Raw genomic sequence first — 23,313 nt, forward strand, 5'->3', positions numbered from 1 at the left:
GACAGGATGAGGCACGAGGACGGCATCTCAGGCGTGGTGTTGTGCGGCGGACGCTCCAGCCGCCTGGGCGGCGGCGACAAGCCGCTGCTGCGGCTCGACGGAAGGACGATGCTGCGCCTCGTCGTCGACCGGCTTCGCCCGCAAGTGGATGCGCTGGCGATCAGCGCCAATGGCGACCCGGCGCGTTTCGCGGACTACGCCCTTCCCATGCTGCCGGATACGGTGCCCGGCTTTGCCGGCCCGCTGGCCGGCGTGCTCGCCGCCATCCGCTGGGCGGCGCACCGGCCCGGCTGCGAAAGCGTGCTGACGGTCGCGGGCGACACGCCCTTCTTTCCGGCCGATCTTGCGCAACGGCTCGCTGCGGCAACTTCGCAAACGCCCGACCGCATCGCCGTGGCGACAAGCGGCGGGCGCCGCCATCCGGTCTTCGCGCTCTGGCCGGTCGCTCTCGCCGACGACCTTGAACGCTTCCTGACGCAAGAGGGCAGCGGCCGCGTCAACACCTTCATCGATCGGCACGGAGGCATCGACGTGGCGTTTGCGCCGGTCGTCGGTGCGGGCGTCGAGCTCGATCCCTTCTTCAACGTCAACACGCCGGACGATCTTGCCGAGGCCCGGCGGCTCGCGGAGATTTTTGGCCCTTGACGCAGCGCGTGTTCGGCATCACCGGCTGGAAGAATTCCGGCAAGACCACCCTGACCGAACGGCTGGTGGCGGAGTTCGCCCGCCGCGGCTGGACGGTGTCGACGGTCAAGCATGCTCATCACGCCTTCGACATCGACCAGCCCGGAACCGACAGTTTCCGCCATCGCGCCGCCGGCGCCGGCGAGGTCGCCATCGTGTCGGGCGTGCGCTGGGCGCTGATGCACGAGCTGCGCGGCGACGCCGAGCCCGATCTCGACGCTATCCTGGCCAGGCTGTCGCCCTGCGACCTCGTCCTGGTCGAGGGATACAAGCGCGAACGGCACAAGAAGATCGAGGTGCGGCGGCTCGAGGCCAGGAGCCGAGAGCCGCTGGCGCCCGGCGACCCGGCGATCGTCGCCATCGCCGCCGACCACGCCGTCACCGGAACCGGCCTGCCGGTGTTCGCCCTGGACGATGTGACGGCGATAGCCGATTTTGTGGAAAACGTGACCGGTCTTGTCCGAAACTGACGTTGCGTCGCGTCGCATGCACTAAGGTCGCGAGTGGTTTGCGATTGCTTTTTAAGCAAAAACAGTGGGAATATCCGTCGATGCAGGCGCTTTCTTGCGCCGCTGGCCACGCCTAAGGGAACGGGCGGGCCGAAACAGAGAGGAACGACATGCGTATCATGACACGTATCGCCCTGGCGGTATCGGCAGCCGCGCTGGCGGCGTCCCTTGGCGCGGCAAACGCGCAGGAGACCCTGAAGATCGGCACCGAAGGCGCCTATCCGCCCTTCAACAACCTGACCGCCGACGGCAAGCTGGAAGGCTTCGACATCGACATCGCCAACGCGCTCTGTGACGAGATGAAGGTCAAGTGCGAGTTCGTCACCCAGGATTGGGACGGCATCATCCCGGCGCTGCAGGCGGGCAAGTTCGACGCCATCATCGCCTCGATGTCGATCACCGACGAGCGCAAGCAGAAGGTCGACTTCACCCAGAAATACTACAACACGCCGTCGGCCATTGCCGGCCCGAAGGATTCCGATCTCAAGGGCGTGACCAAGGAAGATCTGGCCGGCAAGACCATCGGCGTCGCCACCTCGACCACCCACTTCAACTATGCCACGCAGACCTTCACCGACTCCGAGATCAAGGGCTATCCGACGAGCCAGGAGTTCCTGCTCGATCTCGCCAACGGTCGTCTCGACGCCGTCGAGGACGACGTCAGCGTGCTCGAGGAATGGCTGAAGACCTCCGACGGCGCCTGCTGCAAGATCATCGGCCAGCCTGCGCCGCAGCCCGTCGAGATCTTCGGCGAAGGCGCCGGCATCGCCGTGCGCAAGGGCGAGACCGGCCTGGTCGAAAAGTTCAACGCTGCCATCAAGGCGATCCGTGCCAACGGAAAATACAAGGAAATCAACGACAAGTATTTCGGCTTCGACGTCTACGGCGCCGAATCCTGATAGCAAGTCGGCAGGCGGCGGGCATTCCCGCCGCTTGCCGGGCAGCCCGACGGAAACTGAGAACCGTTGCCGATGCAGAGCACCTGGACGCTGCTCAGTTGGGGTCCCGAAGGCTGGCTGGACGACATTGCCTATGGTGCGTTCATCACCGTCTCGCTTGCCCTGGCGACGCTTCCGCTGGGGCTTCTCGTCGGCTTCTTCGTCGCGCTTGCCAAGCAATCGAGCGAGCCGACGCTGCGGCTCGCCGGCAACATCTACACCACCATCTTCCGCGGCCTGCCCGAACTGCTGACCCTGTTTCTGGTCTATTTCGGCGCGCAGATCGGGTTTCAGAGCCTCATAAAACTTTTCCGGCCGGACGCGGCCATGGATGTCAACAGCTTCATCGCCGGCATGGTGGCGCTGGGCGTGGTGCTTTCCTCCTATGCCAGCGAAGTGTTCCTTTCTGCGTTCCGGGCCATCCCGCATGGCCAGTATGAAGGCGGCTATTCGATCGGCCTGTCGAAGGGCCAGACGATGCGCCTCGTCGTGCTGCCGCAGCTGATCCGCATCGCCCTGCCCGGCCTGGCCAATCTCTGGCTGGTCCTGCTCCTGAACACGGCTCTCGTCTCGGCGATCGGCCTGTCCGACATCCTGCGCCAGGCCGGCATAGCGGCGCGCGTGACGCGCGAGCCGTTCCTCTTCTTCGGGGTCGCCGTGTTGTTCTACCTGGCGTTGGCCGTCCTGTCGTCTTACGGCATCAGGGCGATCGAACGTGCCGTCGATGAGCGGAGCCCGCGATGAGCACCGCTGCGCGGGAAGCCGTTGATCTCGACCTTCCGCCTCGCGTAAACCGCGGGTGGCCGCGCGAGCGCATCGTCGGCACCATTCTCGTTGCGCTTTGGGCGGTGGCCGGGCTCTGCCTCGTGGCCTATCTGGTCGCCGCCTGGAACCCGGAACTGTTCTGGCGCTGGGCGCCGGCCTATCTCGCCGGCCTCTGGACTACGCTGTCCTTGTGCGCGATCTCGCTCGTGCTCGGCGCTGTGCTGTCCGTGCCCGTCGCCTATGGCCGCATGTCCGGCAACCGGCTGCTGTCGTCCCTTGCGTACGGTTTCGTCTATTTCTTCCGCGGCACGCCGCTGATCGCCCAGACCTTCCTCATCTATTACGGGCTCGGCTCCTTCCGGCCGCAACTGGAAATGGTCGGCCTCTGGAGTTTCTTCCGGGAAGCCTGGTACTGCGCCATCCTCGCCTTCACCCTGAATACCGCCGCCTACCAGGCCGAAATCCTGCGCGGCGCTATCCAGGCGGTGCCGCGCGGCCAGTGGGAGGGCGCCGCCTCGCTCGGACTGCACAAGCTGCAGACACTCTGGAAGGTCGTCCTGCCGCAGGCGCTGATCGTGGCGCTGCGTCCCTACGGCAACGAGGTCGTGTTGATGATCAAGAGTTCCGCGGTAGTGGCGCTCATCACCGTTCTCGACCTGATGGGGCAAACCCGCCTCGCCTTCTCGCGCAGCTTCGACTACCAGACCTATATCTGGGCCGGGGTGATCTATCTCGCCATGGTCGAGGTGTTGCGGCACGGCACCGAATGGATCGAGCGCCGGATCACGCGTCACCTGAAGCGCTGACGCCGATTTTCTGCCATAAGGGTCGGGAATCGGTTCTCGGACGAAAGGATTTGGCATGGCTTCAGTCGCATTTCTCGGTCTCGGCGTGATGGGCTACCCGATGGCCGCCCACCTGAAGCACAAGGGCGGGCATGACGTGACGGTGTATAACCGTACCAGTGCGAAAGCCGAGAAATGGGTGGCAGAGCACGGCGGCGCGCTGGCGCCCACCCCCAGGGAGGCGGCCACCGGCAAGGATTTCGTCTTCTCCTGCGTCGGCAATGACGACGACCTGCGCGAGGTGACGACCGGCGAGAGCGGCGCCTTCCAGGCGATGAAAAAGGGCTCGATCTTCATCGACAACACCACTGCCTCGGCCGAGGTAGCGCGCGAGCTGTCGGAGAAGGCAACCGCCGGTGGCTTCGGTTTCCTTGACGCGCCCGTCTCCGGCGGCCAGGCCGGCGCCGAGAACGGCGTGCTGACCGTCATGGTCGGCGGCGACGAGAAGGATTTCGAAAAAGCCAGGCCGGTCATCGACGCCTATGCGCGCATGGTCGGGCTGATGGGGCCTGCCGGCGCCGGCCAGCTCACCAAAATGATCAACCAGATTTGTATCGCCGGCCTTGTGCAGGGCCTCGCTGAAGGCATCCATTTCGGCAAGAAGGCCGGGCTGGACGTGGAAAAGGTCGTCGAAGTGATCTCCAAGGGTGCGGCCGGCTCCTGGCAGATGGAGAGCCGCCACAAGACCATGAACGCCGGCAAATACGATTTCGGCTTCGCTGTCGACTGGATGCGCAAGGATCTCAAGATCTGCCTTGAAGAAGCGGACCGCAACGGCGCCAGGTTACCGGTGACCGCGCTGGTCGACCAGTTCTACAAGGAAGTCCAGCAGATGGGTGGCCGGCGCTGGGACACCTCCTCGCTGCTGGCCAGGCTGGAGAAGAAATGACCGGCTCGGCAGTCGCCGAGCTGTCGCCGGCGTCCACCGCCGACGAGGTCATTTCCTACCTGAAATCGATCGGTTCGGAAGCGAACCGGCAGGGCATGCTGCGCTACGGCATCCGTATCGAGCGGGCGCTCGGCATCTCCCACGGCGTGCAGCGGCAGATCGCCAAAAGGATCAAGCGCAACCATGAGCGCGCCTTCGCGCTGTGGGCGAGCGGCATCATGGAGGCGCAGTTCATCGCCTCCGTCACGGCCGATCCCAGGCGCTTTTCCGCCGACGATGCAAGGTCTTGGGCCGCGTCCTTTGATTCCTGGGACATCGTCGACGGCGTTTCCGACCTGTTCGTCGACACCGACCACTGGCGCACGCTGATCGAGGAGTTTGCCGCCGACGAGCGCGAGTTCGTGCGCCGCACCGCCTTCGCCATGATCGCCTGGTCGGTGGTGCACCGGAAGCAGGAGCCGGAAGAGACTTTCCTCGGCTTCCTCAGGCTGATCGAGCAGCATGCCACCGACCCGCGCAACTTCGTCAAAAAGGCCGCCAACTGGGCATTGCGCTCGATCGGCAAACGTTCAGCGAGGCTCCATGCCGCTGCTCTGGAACTCGCCGAAAGGCTGGCGGCCTCGCCCGACAAGACCGCCCGCTGGAACGGCAAGGACGCAGTAAGGGAGCTGAAGAGCCCGAAGACGCTCGAGCGGTTGGCAAAGAAGGCGCGCTGACGGCCTGCTTGCCGCGCGTCCTTCAAGGCTCGCCCGCGTGCGCCTTTTCACACCGGCGGCAGGTCGCCCCTCGCCCAGCCCTCGCTGATCAGCGCGGACCGTTCCGCGAGTTCGCCCGCCTCGATGGCTGCCCGAATATCCTGCATCAGCCGCTGATAGTAGGCAAGATTGTTCCAGGTGAGCAGCATCGCGCCGAGCGCCTCCTGCGAGCGCACCAGATGGTGCAGGTAGGCGCGCGAATAGTCGCGCGAGGCCGGGCAGTCGCTCTCCTCATCGAGCGGGCGCGGATCGTCGGCGTGGCGGGCGTTGCGCAGATTGACCTTGCCGCGCCGGGTGTAGGCCAGGCCGTGGCGGCCGGCACGGGTCGGCATCACGCAGTCGAACATGTCGATGCCACGCGCCACCGACTTCAGGATATCGTCGGGTGTGCCGACGCCCATCAGGTAGCGTGGCTTGTCGGCCGGCAACTCCGGGCAGGTCGCCTCCAGCATGTCGAGCATGACCGCCTGCGGCTCGCCGACAGCAAGCCCGCCGACGGCATAGCCTTTCAGGCCGAGTTCGCTCAGCGCCGTGGCCGAGCGCTCGCGCAGCCGCGCCTTGTCGCCGCCCTGGACGATGCCGAACATCGCCCTGCCCGGCTGATCGCCGAAAGCCGCCTTGCAGCGCTCGGCCCAGCGCAGCGACAGCTCCATGGCGCGCTCGATATCCTTCTCCTCGCCCGGCAGGGCAATGCATTCGTCGAGCTGCATCTGAATGTCGGAGCCGAGCAGGCCCTGGATCTCGATCGAGCGTTCCGGCGACATTTCGTAGGCGGCGCCGTCGATATGCGAGCGAAAAGTGACCCCTTTTTCGTCGAGCTTGCGCAATTTTGCCAGCGACATCACCTGAAACCCGCCGGAATCGGTGAGAATTGGATGCGGCCAGCGCGAAAAATGATGCAGTCCGCCCAGCCGAGCGACGCGTTCGGCGCCCGGCCGCAGCATCAGGTGGTAGGTGTTGCCGAGGATGATGTCGGACCCCAGCGCCCGCACCTGGTCCATATACATGGTCTTGACCGTTCCGCCGGTGCCGACCGGCATGAAGGCCGGCGTGCGAATTTTTCCGCGCGGCATGGAAACCTCCCCGCGCCGGGCCAGTCCGTCTGTCGCGAGCACCCTGAAGCCGAACGTCTCAGTCATCGTATTCCTTGTCGTGGACGGCCGCATCGGCCGCCTGCCGGTCGAGCGAGGTCCGGGAGCGAATGCAGCCGTACATTATAGTTTTGGCCAGCGCGGCGCCGTGATCGATGTCACGGCTCCCGGCGAAAGAGAAGCCCCGCATCGCCGTAGGAATAGAAACGATAGCCGTTTTCGATGGCATGCCGGTAGGCCGCGCGCATGGTGTCGAGGCCGCTAAAAGCCGAGACCAGCATGAACAGGGTCGAGCGGGGCAGGTGGAAATTGGTCATCAGCACCTCCACCGCCCGGAAACGGTAGCCCGGCGTAATGAAGATCGATGTCTCCCCGGACCACGGCTGGACGATGCCGGCCTCGTCCGCGGCGCTTTCGAGCAGGCGCAGCGACGTGGTGCCGACGGCGACGACGCGCCCGCCCCGCGCCCGCGCCGCATTGAGCGCCGCGGCTGTGTCGGCCGAAACCTCTCCGCGCTCGGCATGCATCCTGTGGTCGGCCGTGTCCTCCGCCTTGACGGGAAGAAAAGTGCCGGCGCCGACATGCAGGGTCACGAAATGCCGCTCGATGCCGGCGGCATCCAGCGCGGCGAAAAGTTTTGGCGTGAAATGCAGCCCCGCCGTGGGCGCGGCCACCGCGCCCTCTTCACGCGCGTAGACGGTCTGGTAGTCGACCAGATCGCGGGCGTCGTCGTCGCGCTTCGAGGCGATGTAGGGTGGCAGCGGGATATGGCCGACCTGATGCAGCGCCTCGTCGAGCACCGGGCCGGAGAGGTCGAAGGCGAGCAGCGCTTCGCCGGCCCCGCGCTTCTCCACGACCGTGGCGTCGAGCGCGCCGAGGAAACAGGTATTGCCGTCATGGCCGAAACTGATGCGGTCGCCTTGGGCGACGCGCTTGGCCGGCCGCAGGAAGGCGAGCCAGCGGTCCGGCGCGACGCGCATATGCAGCGTCGCCTCGACATGTGCCTGGTTGTCGCCGCGGCGGCGGATGCCGCGAAGCTGCGCCGGGATGACTTTTGTGTCGTTAAAGACCAGCGCGTCGCCCGCTTTCAGCAGGTCCGGCAGGTCGCGGACGGTGCGGTCCTCGAGACCGCTGTCCGGCCGCACGACCAGCAGTTTTGCGGAATCGCGCGGCACCGCGGGGCGCAGCGCGATCCGGTCTTCCGGCAGCTCGAAGTCGAACAGGTCGACCTTCATTCGCCTTCCGAGCACTCCACGGCCCAGGCGCCGACGCCCTTCATGCCGAGCACGCCGGCGGAGACGCGAGACTCGCCTTCCTGCAGCTTGACCACGCGCAGCCGTCCGACGACCTCGTTCACCGCTTCGTCGGTGATGTCGAGCAGCAGGTGCTTGTCGTCCTCGAAAGCCTGCCCGATCAGAATCGGCTGGCCGGGAAAGCTGTCGGGGGTGCTCGACCAGGTCTTGTCGCCGACACGCACGACAAGACGCGAGATCGACAGCACGTCGACATGGCCGACGAGCAGGTCGATCGAGACGTCCTTGCCGTTGCCGCAAGTGAGCTCGCCCGTGGCGTATGCCGGCGCCGATAGCAGCGCCGGGGCCACCAGGCAGATTGCGGCGAGCGTCCGCTCCATCACTTGACGTCCGCGGCGACCTTCAGCGACACGATCTTGTCGGGATCCTGCACCGGCTCGCCGCGCTTGACCTTGTCGACGTTCTCCATGCCCTCGATCACCTGGCCCCAGACCGTGTACTGGCGGTTGAGGAAGCCGGCGTCCCCGAAGCAGATGAAGAACTGCGAGTTGGCGGAATTCGGGTTCTGGGCCCGCGCCATCGAGCAGGTGCCGCGGCCGTGATTGACGTTGGAGAACTCGGCCTTCAGGTCGGGCTTGTCGGAGCCACCCATGCCGGCGCGGCCCGGATTGAAGCTCGGCTTGGAGGAATTACCGAACTTGACGTCGCCGGTCTGCGCCATGAAGCCGTCGATGACGCGATGGAAGACCACGCCGTCATACGCGCCCTCGCGCGCCAGCTCCTTGATGCGCTGGACGTGGCCAGGAGCGAGGTCGGGGAAGAGCTCGATCACCACCTTGCCCTTGGTCGTCTCCATGATGAGCGCCTGCTCGCGATCCTTGATCTCGGCCATGCTTGTTTCCTTTGCGTTCGAGGTTTTTTCGACCGACCTCTCGGCCGAGGGGTGCGGATCGCGGCCTAATTGCCATCCGCGGCGATACGGACCTTCACCATGCGGTCGGGATCGCTGACGACGCCGTTCTGATTGGCATCGCCCTTCTTGATCTTGTCGACCAGATCCATGCCGCTCTCCACCTGGCCGACGACGGTGTACTGGCCATTAAGGCCCGGATTGGGCGCGAGCATGATGAAGAACTGCGAATTGGCGGAATCGGGGTCCTGCGCGCGCGCCATGCCGACTATGCCCCGCACATAGGGCTCGCTGGAGAATTCCGCCGGCAGGTCCGGGCGCTCGGAGCCGCCCGTCCCGGCCTGGGCCGGGTCGTACCCGTTCGCCGTGTCGCCGTACTGCACGTCGCCGGTCTGCGCCATGAAGCCATCGATGACGCGATGGAAGGCGACGTTGTCATAGGCGCCCTCACGCACCAGCGCCTTGATCTGCTCGACATGCTTGGGCGCGAGGTCGGGTCGCAACGCAACCGTCACGTCGCCGTCCTTCAGAGTGACGATCATGGTGTTCTCGGGCTCGGCCGCCAGTGCGGGACCGAAACCGAGCAAGGCGACGGCAAGGACGAGCGACGCGGCAAGTCTCGTGAACTTCATCAGAGAAACTCTCCAAATTCCCGTTACGTCTCGAATTTCTTCTCCAGCGCGTCGGCGACGACGGCGGGAACGAAGGGACGGATGTTGCCGCCCATCGACGCGATCTGGCGCACGAGTGTGGCGGTAATGGTCCTGACCGAGGGGCTGGCCGGCAGGAACACGGTCTGCAGGTCGGGCGCCATGGTCTCGTTCATGCCGGCCATCTGCATCTCGTAGTCGAGATCGGTGCCGTCGCGCAGGCCGCGGATCATGATCGAGGCGCCGACCGTTCGCGCGGCGTCGATCACCAGACCGTCGAAGGAGACCACCTTGATGCGCGAGGCATCCTCTCCGAACTCGGTCATGCTCGCCGCCTCGATCAGGCCGACGCGGTCCTCGAAGGAAAACAGCGGCTTCTTGCCGGGATGGATGCCGATCGCCGCGTGCACGATGTCGGCCACGGCGAGCGAGGCCTTCAGCACGTCGAGATGCCCGTTGGTCAGCGGGTCGAACGAGCCGGCATAGATGGCGATGCGCTCTGTCATGGCCGCAGCTTCTAGCGGCAGCCGGAGGCAAACGCAATTGCGTCGCACGCCCCGGAACCGGCGGACGACCGTGAACCAGGAATGAACACAGTGATCACGAAAGGTTCACCGGCAACCGGCCAAGTTGATCCCCATATTGAAACCAAAGGGAAGGAAAGCGCGTTACAGCCGCAGGAGAACCCGCCATGATGATCTACATGCTCGCCATTGCAATGACCCTCGCCATGCTGATCGGCACCGCTTTCAGCCTCCACGGAGAGGCGGAGCGCATAAAGGTAGAGAACCGCAGCAAGCGCGGCCAGGGTTTCGGCGCCGGCGATCGGCGATAGAGACGGCAGGACTTTTCCTGACCTTCGCTCCGGTCTTCGTCCGAAGGCCGTTCAAACCAACTCCACCTCGACCACACCGGGCACGGCCTTCATGGCCGATGCCAGCAGCGGCGAGAGCCGATAGCGCTCCGGCAGCGCGATCTCGACCTCGCCGCGCGCCTCCTCCTTGAGCACGATGAAGCTGACCTGGCCGTCGCCCTTGACCGTGAGCTGGCCCGCCAGCGCGTTGAGGGGCGTGGCGTCGCGCACGTAGATGCGCAGCGCCTTCTGCACGCGGCTCGCCTCGTCCTCGAGCGACTGCACGGTCTGGATGCGCAAACTGACGCCCTCCGGCCGGTCCTCCGCCGCCACCGTCAGCACGACCGAGCGGCCGGGCTCCAGCAGATCGCGGTACTGCGCCAGCGTCTCGGAAAACATCACCGCCTCGTACTGGCCTGTCTGGTCCGAGAACATAACGACGCCCATCTTGTTGCCGGTGCGGGTCTTGCGCTCCTGCTTGGACGTCACCGTGCCGGCCAGCCGGCCAGCCGTGGCGCCGCGCTTCACGGCGATGGAGAAATCGGCCCAGTTCTGCACCCGCATCTTCTCGAGTGCCACCTTGTACTCGTCGAGCGGATGCGCCGAGAGATAGAAGCCGACGGCCAGAAACTCCTTGTGCAGGCGCTCCGCCGGCAGCCAGGGCTCGGCGGCCGGAAGGATCAGCTTCTGCTGGCGACCGGCCGAGCCCGAGCCGAACATGTCGACGATGCCGAGCGCCGCATCCTCGTGGGCGCGCGACGCCAGGCCCATCATGCGCTCGATGCCAGCCATCATGGCAGCCCGGTCGTGGCCGAAGCAATCCATGGCGCCGGCGAGAATCAGGCTTTCGAAAACGCGCTTGCCGACGACCTTCGGGTCGACCCGCTCGCAGAAATCCTCGAGATCGGCGAAGGGTTTCTCCCTGCGCTTCGCCACGATGTGCTCGACCGCCGCGTCGCCGACGCCCTTGATCGCGGCCAGCGCATAGAAGATGCGGTTCTCCTCCACCTCGAAGTCGCGATACGAGGTCTTCACGGATGGCGGCACCACATCGATGCCGAGCCTGAGCGCGTCCTGGCGGAAATCCGCCAGCTTGTCAGTGTTGCCCATGTCGAGCGTCATCGACGCGGCCAAGAACTCGACCGGGTAGTGCGCCTTCAGGTAGGCGGTCTGGTAGGAGACCACCGCATAGGCGGCGGCGTGCGACTTGTTGAAGCCGTAGTCGGCGAATTTCGCCAGCAGGTCGAAGATGAAGTCGGCCTGCTGCTTGGTCAGCCCGTTCTTCACCGCGCCTTCGACGAAGCGCACGCGCTGCGCGTCCATCTCGGCGCGGATCTTCTTGCCCATGGCGCGGCGCAAGAGGTCGGCTTCGCCGAGCGAATAGCCGGAAAGCTCCTGCGCGATCTGCATCACCTGCTCCTGGTAGACGATGACGCCCTGCGTCTCCGCCACGAGATGGTCGATCATCGGATGGATCGACGCGATCTCCTCTTCCTTGTGCTTGCGGGCGTTGTAGGTCGGGATGTTCTCCATCGGGCCCGGCCGGTAGAGCGCCACCAGTGCGATGATGTCCTCGATACGGTCCGGCTTCATGCCAATGAGGGCCTTGCGCATGCCGGCCGATTCCACCTGGAACACTCCGACCACCTCGCCGCGCGACAGCATCTGGTAGGTCTTCTGGTCGTCCAGCGGCAGTTTTGCCAGGTCGATGTCGACGCCGCGCCGCCGGATCAGCTTCACCGCCGTCTCCAGCACGGTGAGGGTCTTCAGGCCGAGGAAGTCGAACTTCACCAGCCCCGCCTCCTCCACCAGCTTCATGTTGAACTGGGTGACCGGCATGTCGGAGCGCGGGTCGCGGTACATCGGCACCAGCTCGGACAGCGGCCGGTCGCCGATGACGATGCCGGCGGCATGCGTCGAGGCGTGGCGGTAGAGGCCCTCCAGCTTCTGGGCCATGTCGAGCAGGGTCTGGACGATCGGCTCCTTCTCGACCTCTTCGGCGAAGCGCGGCTCGGCGGCGATGGCATCGGCCAGCTTGACCGGGTTGGCCGGGTTGGCCGGCACCATCTTGCACAGCCGGTCGACCTGGCCGTACGGCATCTGCAGCACGCGCCCGACGTCGCGCAGCACCGCGCGTGCCTGCAGCGAGCCGAAGGTGATGATCTGGCCGACCTGGTCACGGCCGTATTTCTCCTGAACGTAGCGGATCACCTCCTCGCGACGGTCCTGGCAGAAGTCGATGTCGAAATCCGGCATCGACACGCGGTCAGGATTGAGGAAGCGCTCGAACAGCAGCGAGAAGCGAAGCGGATCGATGTCGGTGATGGTGAGCGCATAGGCGACCAGCGAGCCGGCGCCCGAGCCGCGGCCCGGCCCCACCGGAATGCCGTGCGCCTTGGCCCATTTGATGAAGTCCGCGACGATCAGGAAGTAGCCGGGGAATTTCATGCGCTCGATGATGCCGAGTTCGAATTCCAGGCGTTCGCGATACTGCTCCTCGGTGAAGCCCTGCGTCATGCCAACCGTCTCGAAGCGGTGAACCAGGCCTTCGCGCGCCTGCCGGCGCAGTTCCTCGACCTCCGCCTTCTCGGCGTCGTCGCCGCTGCCGGTGAAGCGCGGCAGGATCGGCGAGCGTTTCTTCGGATAATAGGAGCAGCGCCTGGCGATCTCGACGGTGTTGTCGATCGCCTCGGGCAGGTCCGCGAACAGCGCCGCCATCTCGGCCTGGGTCTTCAGGTAGTTGTCGGGCGTCAGCCGGCGGCGGTCATCGGAGGCGACGACCGAACCCTCGGCGATGGCGATCAGCGCGTCATGCGCCTCGAAATCGTCGCGCGCCGGAAAGAAGGCCTCGTTGGTGGCGACCAGCGGCAACTCGTGGCGGTAGGCTAGGTCGATGGTCGCCGCCTCGATGCGGCGATCCCAATTGCCCACCCGCTCCAGCTCGACATAGAGCCTGTCGCCGAAAATCTCCTTGAGTTTGAGCAGGCGGTTCTCGGCAAGATCCGCATGGTCGAATTTCAGCGCCATGCCGACCGGCCCGCGCGGCCCGCCGGTCAGGCAGATCAGACCTGCGGAAAGCTCCTCCAGCCATTCGGTCGAGATCTTGATCGCCTCCCCCGCCGGGTCGTCGAGATAGGCGCGGCTGACCAGGCGCACCAGATTGGCATAACCGTCTACGGTCGCGGCGATCAGCACGACCGGATTGTGCTCGACGCCGGCGCGCCGCTGGGCGCCGCTGCGGCCATCGCTCGGCTCGCCGCTGAAGGAGAGGTCGAGCTGGCAGCCGATCAGCGGCTGGACGCCGTCCTTCACCATCTTGTTGGCGAATTCCAGCGCCCCGAACAAATTGTTGGTGTCGGCGATGGCGATCGCCGGAGCCCGGTCCTTCATCGCATGCGCGACGATCTTGCCGATCGGCAGCGCGCCTTCCAGCAGCGAATAGGCGGAATGCACGCGCAAATGAATGAAGATGCCGGGCGTCTGGCCGCGCATTTCCGGTTTGCCGTCGACTTCCGGCGCGGATTCGGCCAGGCCCGGCGCGAACACCGCCGCCTCTGCGACGGCAGCGCCGCCGGACTGCATGGCGGCGCGCAGGATGGGATCGCGCGGGGGTCGGTCGGCGGACATGGCAACTCGGCTGGAGACTCGGGGGCTCACGCCTATTGTCGCGCAACCGCGGGAGCGATGCCAGACATATTGCCCGCTGCTCACAAGCGGGGCGATGTCGTTGGCGCCCGTTATCGGATGTCGGGGATCACCCGCGGGATATCGTCGATGCTGAGGCCGAAATAGCGCGTCAACAGCAGCAGGAAGCCGAAGATCAGAGCCGAGACGATCGTCGTCCAGATGACGGCGCGCAGCATGTGCGGTCCGCGCGGCGCGCTGGAGACGGTGCCGAGCACCGTCTCGCCGTCGTCGTCCTGCGTCTTCAGGCCGAAGGGCAGCACAGCGAACAGCACTGTCCACCAGATGATGAGATAGACGGCGAAGGCCGAGATGTAGGTCATGGGCTCACGCCTGCTCCAGTTCCACCAGCGTCCCCAAAAAATCCTTGGGATGCAGGAACAGCACCGGCTTGCCGTGCGCGCCGATCCTGGGATTGCCGTCGCCGAGCACGCGCGCGCCGGAAGCCTGCAGCCGGTCGCGGGCGGCGAGGATGTCGTCGACCTCGTAGCAGACGTGGTGCATGCCGCCGGACGGATTCTTCTCCAGGAAGGCAGTGATCGGTGAGGCTTCGCCCAAAGGCTCCAGGAGCTCGATCTTGGTGTTGCCGGTGTCGATGAAGACGACGGTTACGCCGTGCTCCGGCAGGGCCTGCGCCGCGCTCACCCTGGCGCCGAGCGTGTCGCGGTAAACCGCTGCCGCGGCTTGCAGATCCGGCACGGCGATGGCGACGTGGTTCAGGCGGCCAAGCATTGATGCAAACCCAAGCGAATAGCGAATAGGGAATAGCGAATAGAGGAAGAACCGACGCGAGAGCTATTCGCTATTCGCTACTCCCTATTCGCTCGTCTCACCTCGTAACAAACACCGTCACCAGCGGCTTCTTACCCCAGGCTTCGTTGGCGGAGCCGCGCACGGCGCGGCGCACCGCCTCCTGCACGAGGTCGAGGTCTTTTCGGCGCTGACGAGGGATGGAGTCCACCGCGCCGATTGCCGCATCGAGCATGATGTCCTCGATCTCCTCGCCCCTGGCGTCGAGTTTTGCTACGCCGATCGACACGATGTCGGGTTCGCCAGCGAGCTCGTATTTGTCGTCGAGCACGACATTGACGGCGACATGGCCGGCGAAGGAGAGCTTGCGCCGTTCGCGGATACCCATCGCCTCGTCGTCGCCGACGAGCTTGCCATCCTTGTAGAAGCGGCCGAACGGCACTCGGTCGACGATCTCGGCCGCGCCCGGCGCCAGTCGTATCATGTCGCCGTCGCGCACCTGCGCTACTTCCGCAATGCCGGCTTCGGCCATCAGCGCGCCCTGGGCGACCAGGTGCGCCGCCTCGCCGTGCACGGGAATGCCGATCTTCGGGCGCGTCCACTCATACATGCGCCTGAGTTCGTTGCGGCGCGGATGACCGGAGACGTGCACCAGCGCGTCGCCGTCCTCGATGATCTTCACGCCCTGGTCGATCAGAAGGTTCTTGATCTCGAGGATCGCCTTCTCGTTGCCGGGAATGGTGCGCGAGGAGAACACCACGACGTCGCCCGCCGTCAGCGCCACCGTCTTCATCTCGTCGCGGGCGAGCTTTGCCAACGCGGCGCGCGCCTCGCCCTGGCTGCCGGTGCAGATCACGACAAGATTCTCGCGCGGGATATAGCCGAAATCCTCTTCGGCGATGAACTCCGGCAGCCCGTCCATGTAGCCGAGCTCGCCCGCCACATTGACGACGCGCTTCAGCGAGCGGCCGAGCAGCAGGCACTGCCGGCCGGCGTCGCGCGCCGCTTCGGCGATCGAGCGGATGCGGCCGACATTGGAGGAAAAGGTGGTGACGGCGACGCGGCCGGGCGCCGTCTCGATGACGCTGCGCAGCCCCTGCCCCACCGCCTGCTCCGACGGCGATTCGCCGTCGCGCAGCGCGTTGGTGGAATCGCAGACCAGAGCCAGCACGCCAGCGTCGCCGATCTCGCGGAAGCGTGCCTCGTTGGTGAGCGGTCCGATCTCCGGCGCCGGGTCGATCTTCCAGTCGGCAGTGTGGACGACAGTGCCGAGCGGCGTGGTGATGGCGAGCGACACCGGCTCGGGGATGGAATGGGTGACGGCGACCGCCTCGATGCCGAACGGGCCGGCCGTGAACTTTTCGCCGGCGCGAAAGATGTTGACCGGTATTTTCGGCCCGCCGCCGTCCGACTGCCGCTTGGCCTCCAGCAGCCCGGCGGCGAAGGGCGTCATCCACACCGGCGCCTTCAGCTTCGGCCACAATTCCAGCAGCGCGCCGTAATGGTCTTCATGCGCGTGGGTGATGACGATGCCGCGCAGCCGGTCGGCCTGAGCCTCGATGAAGCGGATGTCGGGAAGCACCAAATCGACGCCGGGAAGCGTGGCGTCCGGGAAGGTCACGCCAACATCGACCACCAGCCATTCGCGTCGGTCCGCAGGCCCGAAGCCATAAAGGGCGAAGTTCATGCCGATCTCGCCGACGCCGCCGAGCGGGGCGAAGACGAATTCGGGACCTGAATATCTTGCCATATCTACCTCGTGGATGCCGGGGACAGTTTACGTTCTTTCCGCAGAAAGCGGTGGCGCTTCATGTCGCACGGGCGGAAAAAAGTAAGCTGTCCTTGAACGAATTCACACCGCGCCCGCCGAGGCGACCGCGCCGAAATGCACGTCGCCCGCGGCGATCGCGATCCTGCCGCCGTCCTCCTCGCGGATGACGAAACGGCATTCCTCATCGATCGTCTCGAACACGCCGCGCACGATCCTGTCGTCGGCTCGCACGGCGACCTCGCTGCCGAGGCCGGCAGCGCGCGCCAGCCAGCGCTTGCGGATGCGCGCCAGCCCCCTGCCCTCGTCCCAGTCACGCATCGCCACGCTCCAGGCGTCGGACAGCGCCAGAAACAACGTCGCCGCGTCGGCGCGCGCGCCGAGCGCCATGAGCGACGTCGCCGGATAGGGCAGGCCTTCGGGATAGGCCGCGACATTGACGCCGATGCCCACGGCGATGGCCGCCCGCTCGTCCGAGATCATCGTCGATTCCAGCAGGATGCCGGCGAGCTTGGCCCCACCGGCAAGCACGTCGTTCGGCCATTTGAGCTCGAAGCGCCCGCCTTGCATGGATTGACCGCCGTCCAGCCCGACCGCGATGCGGGCTCCCGGCGCAACCGCGTCGAGCGCGTCCGACAGAGCGAGGCCGGCGACGAAGCCGAGCGTCGCCGCCACCCGCAGGTCACGCCCGACAATCAGCAGCAGCGTGGCCGCGAGATTGCCTTGCGGCGTCGCCCAGGCGCGTCCGCGCCGCCCGCGCCCGCTCTCCTGCCGGCTTGCCACCACCCAGAGCTTTCCGGGATCGCCGGCGCGGGCATGCTCGATCGCCAGCGCGTTGGTGGAGCCGACCGTTTCGTGCGCGTCGAGCCGGTAGCCGTCGGCGATCGCGGTCGGGGCGAGCTGGAACGCCATCGCGTCAGAAGAACGATTTCGCGGCGGCCTCGGCCATGCTGCCGATCGGCGCGCCGATCAGCACGTAGAACAGCACGAAGGCGCCGGACACGCCGAGCACCAGCCGAAGCTCGCCGGCCATCGGCAGGAAGCCGCCGACCGGCTCGTCGAACCACATGATCTTGATGATGCGGAGATAGTAGTAGGCGCCCACCACCGAAGCCAGCACGCCGATGACGGCGAGCGCATAGAGTTCGGCATCGATGGCGGCGAGGAAGACGTACCACTTCGCCCAGAAGCCGGCGAGCGGCGGGATGCCGGCCAGCGAGAACATCAGGATGGTCATGATCGTCGCCATGCCGGGATTGGTGGTCGACAGGCCCGCCAGGTCTCCGATCTGCTCGACGTTGCCGTCCTTGCGGCGCATCGCCAGTATGAAGGCGAAGGTGCCGAGCGTCATCACCAGATAGATCAGCATGTAGATGGCGACGCCGCGCACGCCGGCCTCAGTGTTGGCGGCGAGCCCGACCAGGGCAAAACCCATGTGGCCGATCGAGGAATAAGCCATCAGCCGCTTGATGTTCTTCTGGCCGATCGCCGCCACGGAGCCGAGGATCATCGAGGCGATGGCGATGAACACGACGATCTGCTGCCAGTCCGGCGCGATCGGCTCGAACGCGCCCATGGTGACGCGCACGAGCAGCGCCATCGCCGCCATCTTCGGTGCCGCCGCGAAGAAGGCGGTGACCGGTGTCGGCGCCCCTTCGTAGACGTCGGGCGTCCACATGTGGAAGGGCACGGCCGAGATCTTGAAAGCAAGGCCGGCCAGCACGAAGACCAGGCCGAAGACGAGGCCGAGCTGGCGCTCGCCCTGCCCGAGCGCCGCGGCGATCGCCTCGAAGCTGGTGTTGCCGGTGTAGCCGTAGACGAGGCTGATACCGTAGAGCAGCATGCCTGACGACAGCGCGCCGAGCACGAAGTACTTGAGGCCGGCCTCCGTCGAGCGGGCGCTGTCGCGGTTGATCGCGGCGACCACGTAGAGCGACAGCGACTGCAGCTCGAGGCCGAGATAGAGCGAGATCATGTCGTTGGCCGCGACCATCAGCAGCATGCCGAGGGTGGCCAGCAGGATCAGCACCGGATACTCGAACTTGTCGAATTTCTCGGCCTTGGCGAAGCCGACCGACATGATCAGCGTCACCACCGAGCCGATGAGCGTCAGAATCTTCATGAAGCGGCCGAAGGCGTCGCTAACGAAGGCGCCGCCGAAGGCCGTGCCGTCGCCGGTGAAGAGCAGCATCCAGGCACCGGCGGCGATCAGCACCGCCACCGCCAGGCCGGTCACCGTGGTGTTCGCCCGCTCGCCTGAAAAGACGCCGACCATGAGCAGCGCCATCGCGCCGAGCGCGATGATCAGCTCGGGCGCTGCGAGCGAAAGGCTGAGGGAGAGGTCTGGCGTCATCTGCCGTGGTCCTGTCAGTGCGCGGCGGCGGGCGCTGCCGCCGCCGCCGGTTCGGCCGCCGCCGCCTGCGGCGCTGCCTCGATGGATGCGGAAACCTGATTGACGAGCGCCTGCACGGAAGCCGCCGTCGCGTCGAAGACCGGCGCCGGATAGACGCCGAAGAAGATGGTGAGCACCACCAGCGGGTAGATCACCGTCTTTTCGCGCGGCGACAGGTCCAGCAGGCCCTTCAGGCTTTCCTTCGACAGCACGCCGAAGACCACCTTGCGGTAGAGCCACAGCGCGTAGGCCGCCGACAGGATCACGCCGGTGGCGGCGAACAGCGCCACCCAGGTGTTGACCTGGAAGATGCCGACCAGCGTCAGGAACTCGCCGACGAAGCCGCTGGTGCCCGGTAGGCCGACATTGGCCATGGTGAAGATCAGGAACACCACGGCATATTTCGGCATGTTGTTGACCAGTCCGCCATAGGCGGCGATCTCACGGGTATGCATGCGGTCGTAGATGACGCCGACGCACAGGAACAGCGCGCCGGAGACCAGGCCGTGCGACAGCATCTGAAACAGCGCGCCCTGTATGCCGGCCTGGTTCATCGCGAAGATGCCCATGGTCACGTAGCCCATATGCGCCACTGACGAATAGGCGATCAGCTTCTTGATGTCCTCCTGCATCAGCGCCACCAGCGAGGTGTAGATGATGGCCACGACCGACAGCGCGAACACCAGCGGCGCGAAATCGGCCGAGGCGAGCGGGAACATCGGCAGCGAGAAGCGCAGGAAGCCGTAGCCGCCCATCTTCAGGAGGATCGCCGCCAGGATGACCGAACCGGCCGTCGGCGCCTCGACGTGGGCATCGGGCAACCAGGTATGCACCGGCCACATCGGCATCTTCACCGCGAAGGAGGCGAAGAAGGCGAGCCACAGCCATGGCTGCATGCCGGCCGGGAAGGCGTGGGTCAGCAGCGTCGGGATGTCCATCGTGCCGGCCTGCCAGTACATCGCCATGATGGCGAGCAGCATCAGCACCGAGCCGAGCAGCGTGTAGAGGAAGAACTTGAAGCTGGCATAGACGCGCCGCTTGCCGCCCCACACGCCGATGATGATGAACATCGGGATGAGGCCGGCCTCGAAGAACACGTAGAACAGCACCAGGTCGAGCGCGCAGAACACGCCGATCATCAGCGTCTCGAGCAGCAGGAAGGCGATCATGTATTCCTTGACGCGCTTCTCCACCGACACCCAGGAGGCGAGGATGCAGAGCGGCATCAGGAAGGTCGTCAGGATGACGAACAGCATGGAGATGCCGTCGACGCCCATCTTGTAGGCGATGCCGCCGCCGAGCCAGGCGACTTCCTCGACCATCTGGAAGCCGGGTTCCGAATTGTCGAACCCGATCCAGATGAACAGCGACAGGATGAAGGTGAAGACGGTCGTCAGCAGGGCGACATTGCGGATGTTGCGCCGCGCGATCTCGCCGTCGTCGCGGATGAGCAAAATCAGGAACGCTCCGACCAGCGGCAGGAACGTGACCGTGGAGAGGATCGGCCAGTCGGTCATGGTCTAGAACGAGCTCCCGAGCATCATCCAGGTGACGAGCGCCGCGACGCCGATCAGCATGGCAAAGGCATAGTGATAGAGATAACCGGTCTGCAGCTTGACCACGCGGTTGGTGAGATCCATCACCCGGGCCGACACCCCGTCGGGACCGAAACCGTCGATCAGCCAGCCGTCGCCGCGCTTCCACAGGAAATAGCCGAGACGCTTCGCAGGCCTGACGAACAGGAAGTCGTAGAGCTCGTCGAAGTACCACTTGTTGAGCAGGAACTGGTAGAGCAGGCGGTGGCGCTGCGCGACCTGCCGTGGCGTCTCCGGGCTGCGGATGTAGAAGTGGTAGGCGACGAGGAAGCCGCCCAGCATCGCCAGGAACGGCGCCAGCTTCACCAGCATCGGCACGTCGTGGAAGTCGTGCAGGATGTGGTTGTCGGGCAGCGTGAACAGCGCCGTCTTCCAGAACGCCTCGTAATGCTCGCCGATGAAGTAGTCGTGGAAGACGAAGCCGGCGAACAGCGCGCCGACGGCGAGCAAATAGAGCGGTACCAGCATGACCGGCGGCGATTCATGCACGTGGTGCATGACGTCGGCAGTGGCGCGCGGCGTTCCGTGGAAGGTCATGAAGATCAGCCGCCACGAATAGAAGCTGGTGAAGGCGGCCGCCACGACCAGGAGCACGAAGGCCGCGCCGGCGAAGGCGTTGTGGCCGACGAAGGCGCCCTCGATGATGGCGTCCTTGGAAAAGAAGCCGGCCGTGCCGATGACGGTCGCCGGGATGCCGACGCCGGTCAGCGCGATCGTGCCGATGACCATCATCCAGTAGGTTTTGGGGATCAGCCGGCGCAGCCCCCCCATCCTGCGCATGTCCTGCTCGTCGGAGACGGCGTGGATGACCGAGCCCGAGCCGAGGAACAGCAGCGCCTTGAAGAAGGCGTGCGTGAACAGGTGGAAGATCGCCGCCGAATAGAAGCCCATGCCCAGCGCCACGAACATGTAGCCGAGCTGCGAACAGGTCGAATAGGCGATGACGCGCTTGATGTCGTTCTGCACCAGGCCGACGGTGGCGGCGAAGAAGGCGGTGATGGCGCCGATGATCGTCACCACCAGCAGCGCTGTGTGCGACAATTCGAAGATCGGCGAGAGCCTAGCCAGCATGAACACGCCGGCCGTCACCATGGTGGCGGCATGGATCAGCGCCGACACCGGGGTCGGGCCTTCCATGGCGTCCGGCAGCCAGGTGTGCAGCGGCACCTGCGCCGACTTGCCCATGGCGCCCATGAACAGCAGCAGGCAGACGGCGGTCAGCGCGCCCGCCTTGTCGAGGTGGTAGCCGAGGAAATTCAGCACTGTCTCGCCATGCGCAGCCGCCTCGCCCGCCGCCGCTTCGGCGCCGTGGCCGCCGGCCGGCAGGTAGGTGGCCGCGTTGGCGAAGATGGTGCCGAAATCGACCGAGCCGAACAGCACGTAGACGCCGAGGATGCCAAGGATGAAGCCGAAGTCGCCGACGCGGTTGACCACGAAGGCCTTGATCGCCGCGGCGTTGGCCGACGGCTTCTTGTACCAGAAGCCGATCAGCAGGTAGGAGGCGAGGCCAACGCCCTCCCAGCCGAAGAACATCTGTACGAGGTTGTCCGACGTCACCAGCATCAGCATGGCGAAGGTGAACAGCGACAGATAGGCGAAGAAGCGCGGCCGATGCGGGTCGTGGTGCATGTAGCCGATCGAATAGATGTGGACCAGGGCCGAGACGGTGTTGACCACCACCAGCATGACGACGGTGAGCGTGTCGATCCTGAGCGCCCAGTCGGCCTGCATCGTGCCGGAATCGATGAAGCGCAGCACCGGCACGGTGAAGGTCTCGACGTCGCCCATGGCCACGGTGAAGAAGGCGACCCACGACAGCACCGCCGAGACGACCAGCAGGCCGGAGGTGATGTATTCCGACGCCTTGGCGCCCAGCGAGGTGCCGAACAGCCCGACGATCAGGAAGCCGAGGAGCGGAAGGAAGACGATGGCCTGGTACATAGGAAACCTTCGCTCAGCCCTTCATCATGTTGACGTCTTCGACCGCGATCGAGCCGCGGTTGCGGTAGAAGACGACGAGAATGGCAAGGCCGATCGCCGCCTCGGCCGCCGCGACGGTGAGCACGAACAGCGCGAACACCTGGCCGACGAGATCGCCGAGCGCCGCCGAGAAGGCGACGAAGTTCAGGTTGACGGCAAGCAGGATGAGCTCGATCGACATCAGGATGACGATGACGTTCTTGCGGTTCAGGAAGATGCCGAACACGCCGAGCGTGAACAGGACAGCCGAAACCGTGAGATAATGCGCGATGCCGACGGCCATCGTCAGATACCCTTCCCCGTTTCAACTTTCTTGATCTCGATCGCGGTGGCCGGCGTACGCGCCACCTGGACCGACACGTCCTGGCGCTTCACATGCTCGCGGCGGCGCAGCGTCAGCACGATCGCCCCGATCATGGCGACCAGCAGGATCAGGCCGGCGATCTGAAAGAAATAGACGTAGTCCGTGTAGAGGATGTCGCCGAGCGCGGCCGTGTTGGTGCGGGTGACGATGTCCGGCGTGGGCTTGGAAACGGTCGAGGCGAGCTGCGGCGCGAAGGCATAGCCGCCGAGCACGATGATCAGCTCGGCGGCAAGCACGATGCCGACCAGCGCGCCGACCGGGGCGTATTGCAGGGCACCGCTCTTCAGTTCGGCGAAGTCGACGTCGAGCATCATGACGACGAACAGGAACAGCACCGCCACCGCGCCGACATAGACGACGAGCAGGATCATCGCCAGGAACTCGGCGCCGGTGAGCAGGAACAGCGCGGCGGCGTTGAAGAAGGTGAGGATCAGGTAGAGCACCGAATGCACCGGGTTGCGCGCGGAGATGACCATGAAGGCCGCCGCCACCGCGACGAAGGCGAAGAGATAGAAGAAGATCGCCTCGAGTCCGTTGAGCATGGGTTCCCCCGGGTTCCTGTCCTTACGGCCGGGCGCCTTGCACGCCGTCCGTCCTGCCGCTCCGCCGCCGCCTCCGGCACGAAACGCGTGTTCCTT

Annotated in this window: 24 protein-coding genes; 8 read left to right on the top strand and 16 right to left on the bottom strand. The window is 65.6% G+C overall.

Going from position 1 to position 23,313, the window contains the following annotated elements; translation table 11 throughout:
- The first annotated feature begins 6 nt into the window (after window positions 1-6).
- From mobA to C7I84_RS05660, 7 genes are all read left to right on the top strand, one after another.
- Window positions 7-645, top strand: a complete 639-nt coding sequence (mobA, locus tag C7I84_RS05630) for a molybdenum cofactor guanylyltransferase MobA (protein WP_106771172.1) — start codon at window positions 7-9, stop codon at window positions 643-645.
- On the top strand, window positions 642-1,154 hold the full coding sequence (gene mobB / locus C7I84_RS05635) for a molybdopterin-guanine dinucleotide biosynthesis protein B (protein WP_106771173.1): 513 nt from the start codon (window positions 642-644) through the stop codon (window positions 1,152-1,154). Before mobA ends, mobB begins: the two co-directional genes overlap by 4 nt.
- A 149-nt stretch (window positions 1,155-1,303) precedes the next feature.
- Window positions 1,304-2,092: an ABC transporter substrate-binding protein gene (locus C7I84_RS05640; protein ID WP_106771174.1), complete on the top strand. Its 789-nt coding sequence runs from the start codon at window positions 1,304-1,306 to the stop codon at window positions 2,090-2,092.
- A gap of 72 nt (window positions 2,093-2,164) precedes the next feature.
- Complete coding sequence (locus tag C7I84_RS05645; RefSeq protein WP_106771175.1) at window positions 2,165-2,875, top strand: ABC transporter permease; 711 nt, start codon at window positions 2,165-2,167, stop codon at window positions 2,873-2,875.
- Window positions 2,872-3,702, top strand: a complete 831-nt coding sequence (locus tag C7I84_RS05650) for an ABC transporter permease (RefSeq protein ID WP_106771176.1) — start codon at window positions 2,872-2,874, stop codon at window positions 3,700-3,702. The genes C7I84_RS05645 and C7I84_RS05650 overlap by 4 nt, the downstream gene beginning before the upstream one ends.
- Window positions 3,703-3,757: 55 nt before the next feature.
- The gene (locus tag C7I84_RS05655) at window positions 3,758-4,630 is read left to right on the top strand and encodes an NAD(P)-dependent oxidoreductase (RefSeq protein ID WP_106771177.1); all 873 of its coding nucleotides are present in this window, start codon (window positions 3,758-3,760) and stop codon (window positions 4,628-4,630) included.
- Complete coding sequence (locus C7I84_RS05660) at window positions 4,627-5,346, top strand: DNA alkylation repair protein (RefSeq protein WP_106771178.1); 720 nt, start codon at window positions 4,627-4,629, stop codon at window positions 5,344-5,346. The genes C7I84_RS05655 and C7I84_RS05660 overlap by 4 nt, the downstream gene beginning before the upstream one ends.
- 47 nt (window positions 5,347-5,393) lie before the next feature.
- Here the strand turns inward: C7I84_RS05660 and tgt are convergent, their stop codons facing one another.
- The 6 genes from tgt to coaD form a co-directional block, all read right to left on the bottom strand.
- The gene (tgt, locus tag C7I84_RS05665) at window positions 5,394-6,524 is read right to left on the bottom strand and encodes a tRNA guanosine(34) transglycosylase Tgt (protein ID WP_106771179.1); all 1,131 of its coding nucleotides are present in this window, start codon (window positions 6,522-6,524) and stop codon (window positions 5,394-5,396) included.
- A gap of 110 nt (window positions 6,525-6,634) precedes the next feature.
- Entirely contained in the window at window positions 6,635-7,711 is a 1,077-nt protein-coding gene (queA, locus tag C7I84_RS05670) for a tRNA preQ1(34) S-adenosylmethionine ribosyltransferase-isomerase QueA (protein WP_106771180.1), read from the bottom strand.
- Window positions 7,708-8,109 (bottom strand): hypothetical protein, encoded by a 402-nt coding sequence (locus C7I84_RS05675; RefSeq protein WP_106771181.1) that lies wholly within the window; start codon window positions 8,107-8,109, stop codon window positions 7,708-7,710. Before C7I84_RS05675 ends, queA begins: the two co-directional genes overlap by 4 nt.
- The gene (locus C7I84_RS05680; RefSeq protein WP_106771182.1) at window positions 8,109-8,621 is read right to left on the bottom strand and encodes a peptidylprolyl isomerase; all 513 of its coding nucleotides are present in this window, start codon (window positions 8,619-8,621) and stop codon (window positions 8,109-8,111) included. The genes C7I84_RS05675 and C7I84_RS05680 overlap by 1 nt, the downstream gene beginning before the upstream one ends.
- 65 nt (window positions 8,622-8,686) lie before the next feature.
- A complete protein-coding gene (locus tag C7I84_RS05685; protein ID WP_106771183.1) occupies window positions 8,687-9,271 on the bottom strand; it encodes a peptidylprolyl isomerase in 585 nt (194 codons plus the stop codon).
- A gap of 23 nt (window positions 9,272-9,294) precedes the next feature.
- The gene (gene coaD, locus C7I84_RS05690) at window positions 9,295-9,795 is read right to left on the bottom strand and encodes a pantetheine-phosphate adenylyltransferase (protein WP_106771184.1); all 501 of its coding nucleotides are present in this window, start codon (window positions 9,793-9,795) and stop codon (window positions 9,295-9,297) included.
- Between the two features lie 185 nt (window positions 9,796-9,980).
- Between coaD and C7I84_RS29925 the strand changes: the two genes are divergently transcribed.
- A complete protein-coding gene (locus C7I84_RS29925; RefSeq protein ID WP_165815990.1) occupies window positions 9,981-10,124 on the top strand; it encodes a hypothetical protein in 144 nt (47 codons plus the stop codon).
- A 51-nt stretch (window positions 10,125-10,175) separates the two neighbouring features.
- Here the strand turns inward: C7I84_RS29925 and dnaE are convergent, their stop codons facing one another.
- The 10 genes from dnaE to C7I84_RS05740 all read right to left on the bottom strand — a co-directional run bounded on the left by dnaE (window position 10,176) and on the right by C7I84_RS05740 (window position 23,217).
- The gene (gene dnaE, locus C7I84_RS05695; RefSeq protein WP_245428328.1) at window positions 10,176-13,634 is read right to left on the bottom strand and encodes a DNA polymerase III subunit alpha; all 3,459 of its coding nucleotides are present in this window, start codon (window positions 13,632-13,634) and stop codon (window positions 10,176-10,178) included.
- Between the two features lie 245 nt (window positions 13,635-13,879).
- On the bottom strand, window positions 13,880-14,149 hold the full coding sequence (locus tag C7I84_RS05700; protein ID WP_106771186.1) for a DUF1467 family protein: 270 nt from the start codon (window positions 14,147-14,149) through the stop codon (window positions 13,880-13,882).
- A 4-nt stretch (window positions 14,150-14,153) separates the two neighbouring features.
- Window positions 14,154-14,558, bottom strand: a complete 405-nt coding sequence (gene mce / locus C7I84_RS05705) for a methylmalonyl-CoA epimerase (protein ID WP_106771187.1) — start codon at window positions 14,556-14,558, stop codon at window positions 14,154-14,156.
- Between the two features lie 97 nt (window positions 14,559-14,655).
- The gene (locus C7I84_RS05710; protein ID WP_106771188.1) at window positions 14,656-16,326 is read right to left on the bottom strand and encodes a ribonuclease J; all 1,671 of its coding nucleotides are present in this window, start codon (window positions 16,324-16,326) and stop codon (window positions 14,656-14,658) included.
- Between the two features lie 102 nt (window positions 16,327-16,428).
- Window positions 16,429-17,256, bottom strand: a complete 828-nt coding sequence (locus tag C7I84_RS05715) for a biotin--[acetyl-CoA-carboxylase] ligase (protein ID WP_106771189.1) — start codon at window positions 17,254-17,256, stop codon at window positions 16,429-16,431.
- A gap of 4 nt (window positions 17,257-17,260) precedes the next feature.
- Window positions 17,261-18,697: an NADH-quinone oxidoreductase subunit NuoN gene (gene nuoN, locus C7I84_RS05720; RefSeq protein ID WP_106771190.1), complete on the bottom strand. Its 1,437-nt coding sequence runs from the start codon at window positions 18,695-18,697 to the stop codon at window positions 17,261-17,263.
- A gap of 14 nt (window positions 18,698-18,711) precedes the next feature.
- The gene (locus C7I84_RS05725) at window positions 18,712-20,253 is read right to left on the bottom strand and encodes an NADH-quinone oxidoreductase subunit M (protein ID WP_106771191.1); all 1,542 of its coding nucleotides are present in this window, start codon (window positions 20,251-20,253) and stop codon (window positions 18,712-18,714) included.
- Window positions 20,254-20,256: 3 nt separating this feature from the next.
- On the bottom strand, window positions 20,257-22,272 hold the full coding sequence (gene nuoL, locus C7I84_RS05730; RefSeq protein ID WP_106771192.1) for an NADH-quinone oxidoreductase subunit L: 2,016 nt from the start codon (window positions 22,270-22,272) through the stop codon (window positions 20,257-20,259).
- A 13-nt stretch (window positions 22,273-22,285) separates the two neighbouring features.
- The gene (gene nuoK / locus C7I84_RS05735; protein WP_106771193.1) at window positions 22,286-22,594 is read right to left on the bottom strand and encodes an NADH-quinone oxidoreductase subunit NuoK; all 309 of its coding nucleotides are present in this window, start codon (window positions 22,592-22,594) and stop codon (window positions 22,286-22,288) included.
- A gap of 2 nt (window positions 22,595-22,596) precedes the next feature.
- Window positions 22,597-23,217 carry an NADH-quinone oxidoreductase subunit J gene (locus C7I84_RS05740; RefSeq protein ID WP_106771194.1) on the bottom strand — a complete coding sequence of 207 codons (621 nt, stop codon included), beginning with the start codon at window positions 23,215-23,217 and terminating at the stop codon, window positions 22,597-22,599.
- Window positions 23,218-23,313 lie beyond the last annotated feature (96 nt).

The organism is Kumtagia ephedrae, from assembly GCF_003012745.1.
Lineage (GTDB): Bacteria > Pseudomonadota > Alphaproteobacteria > Rhizobiales > Rhizobiaceae > Kumtagia > Kumtagia ephedrae.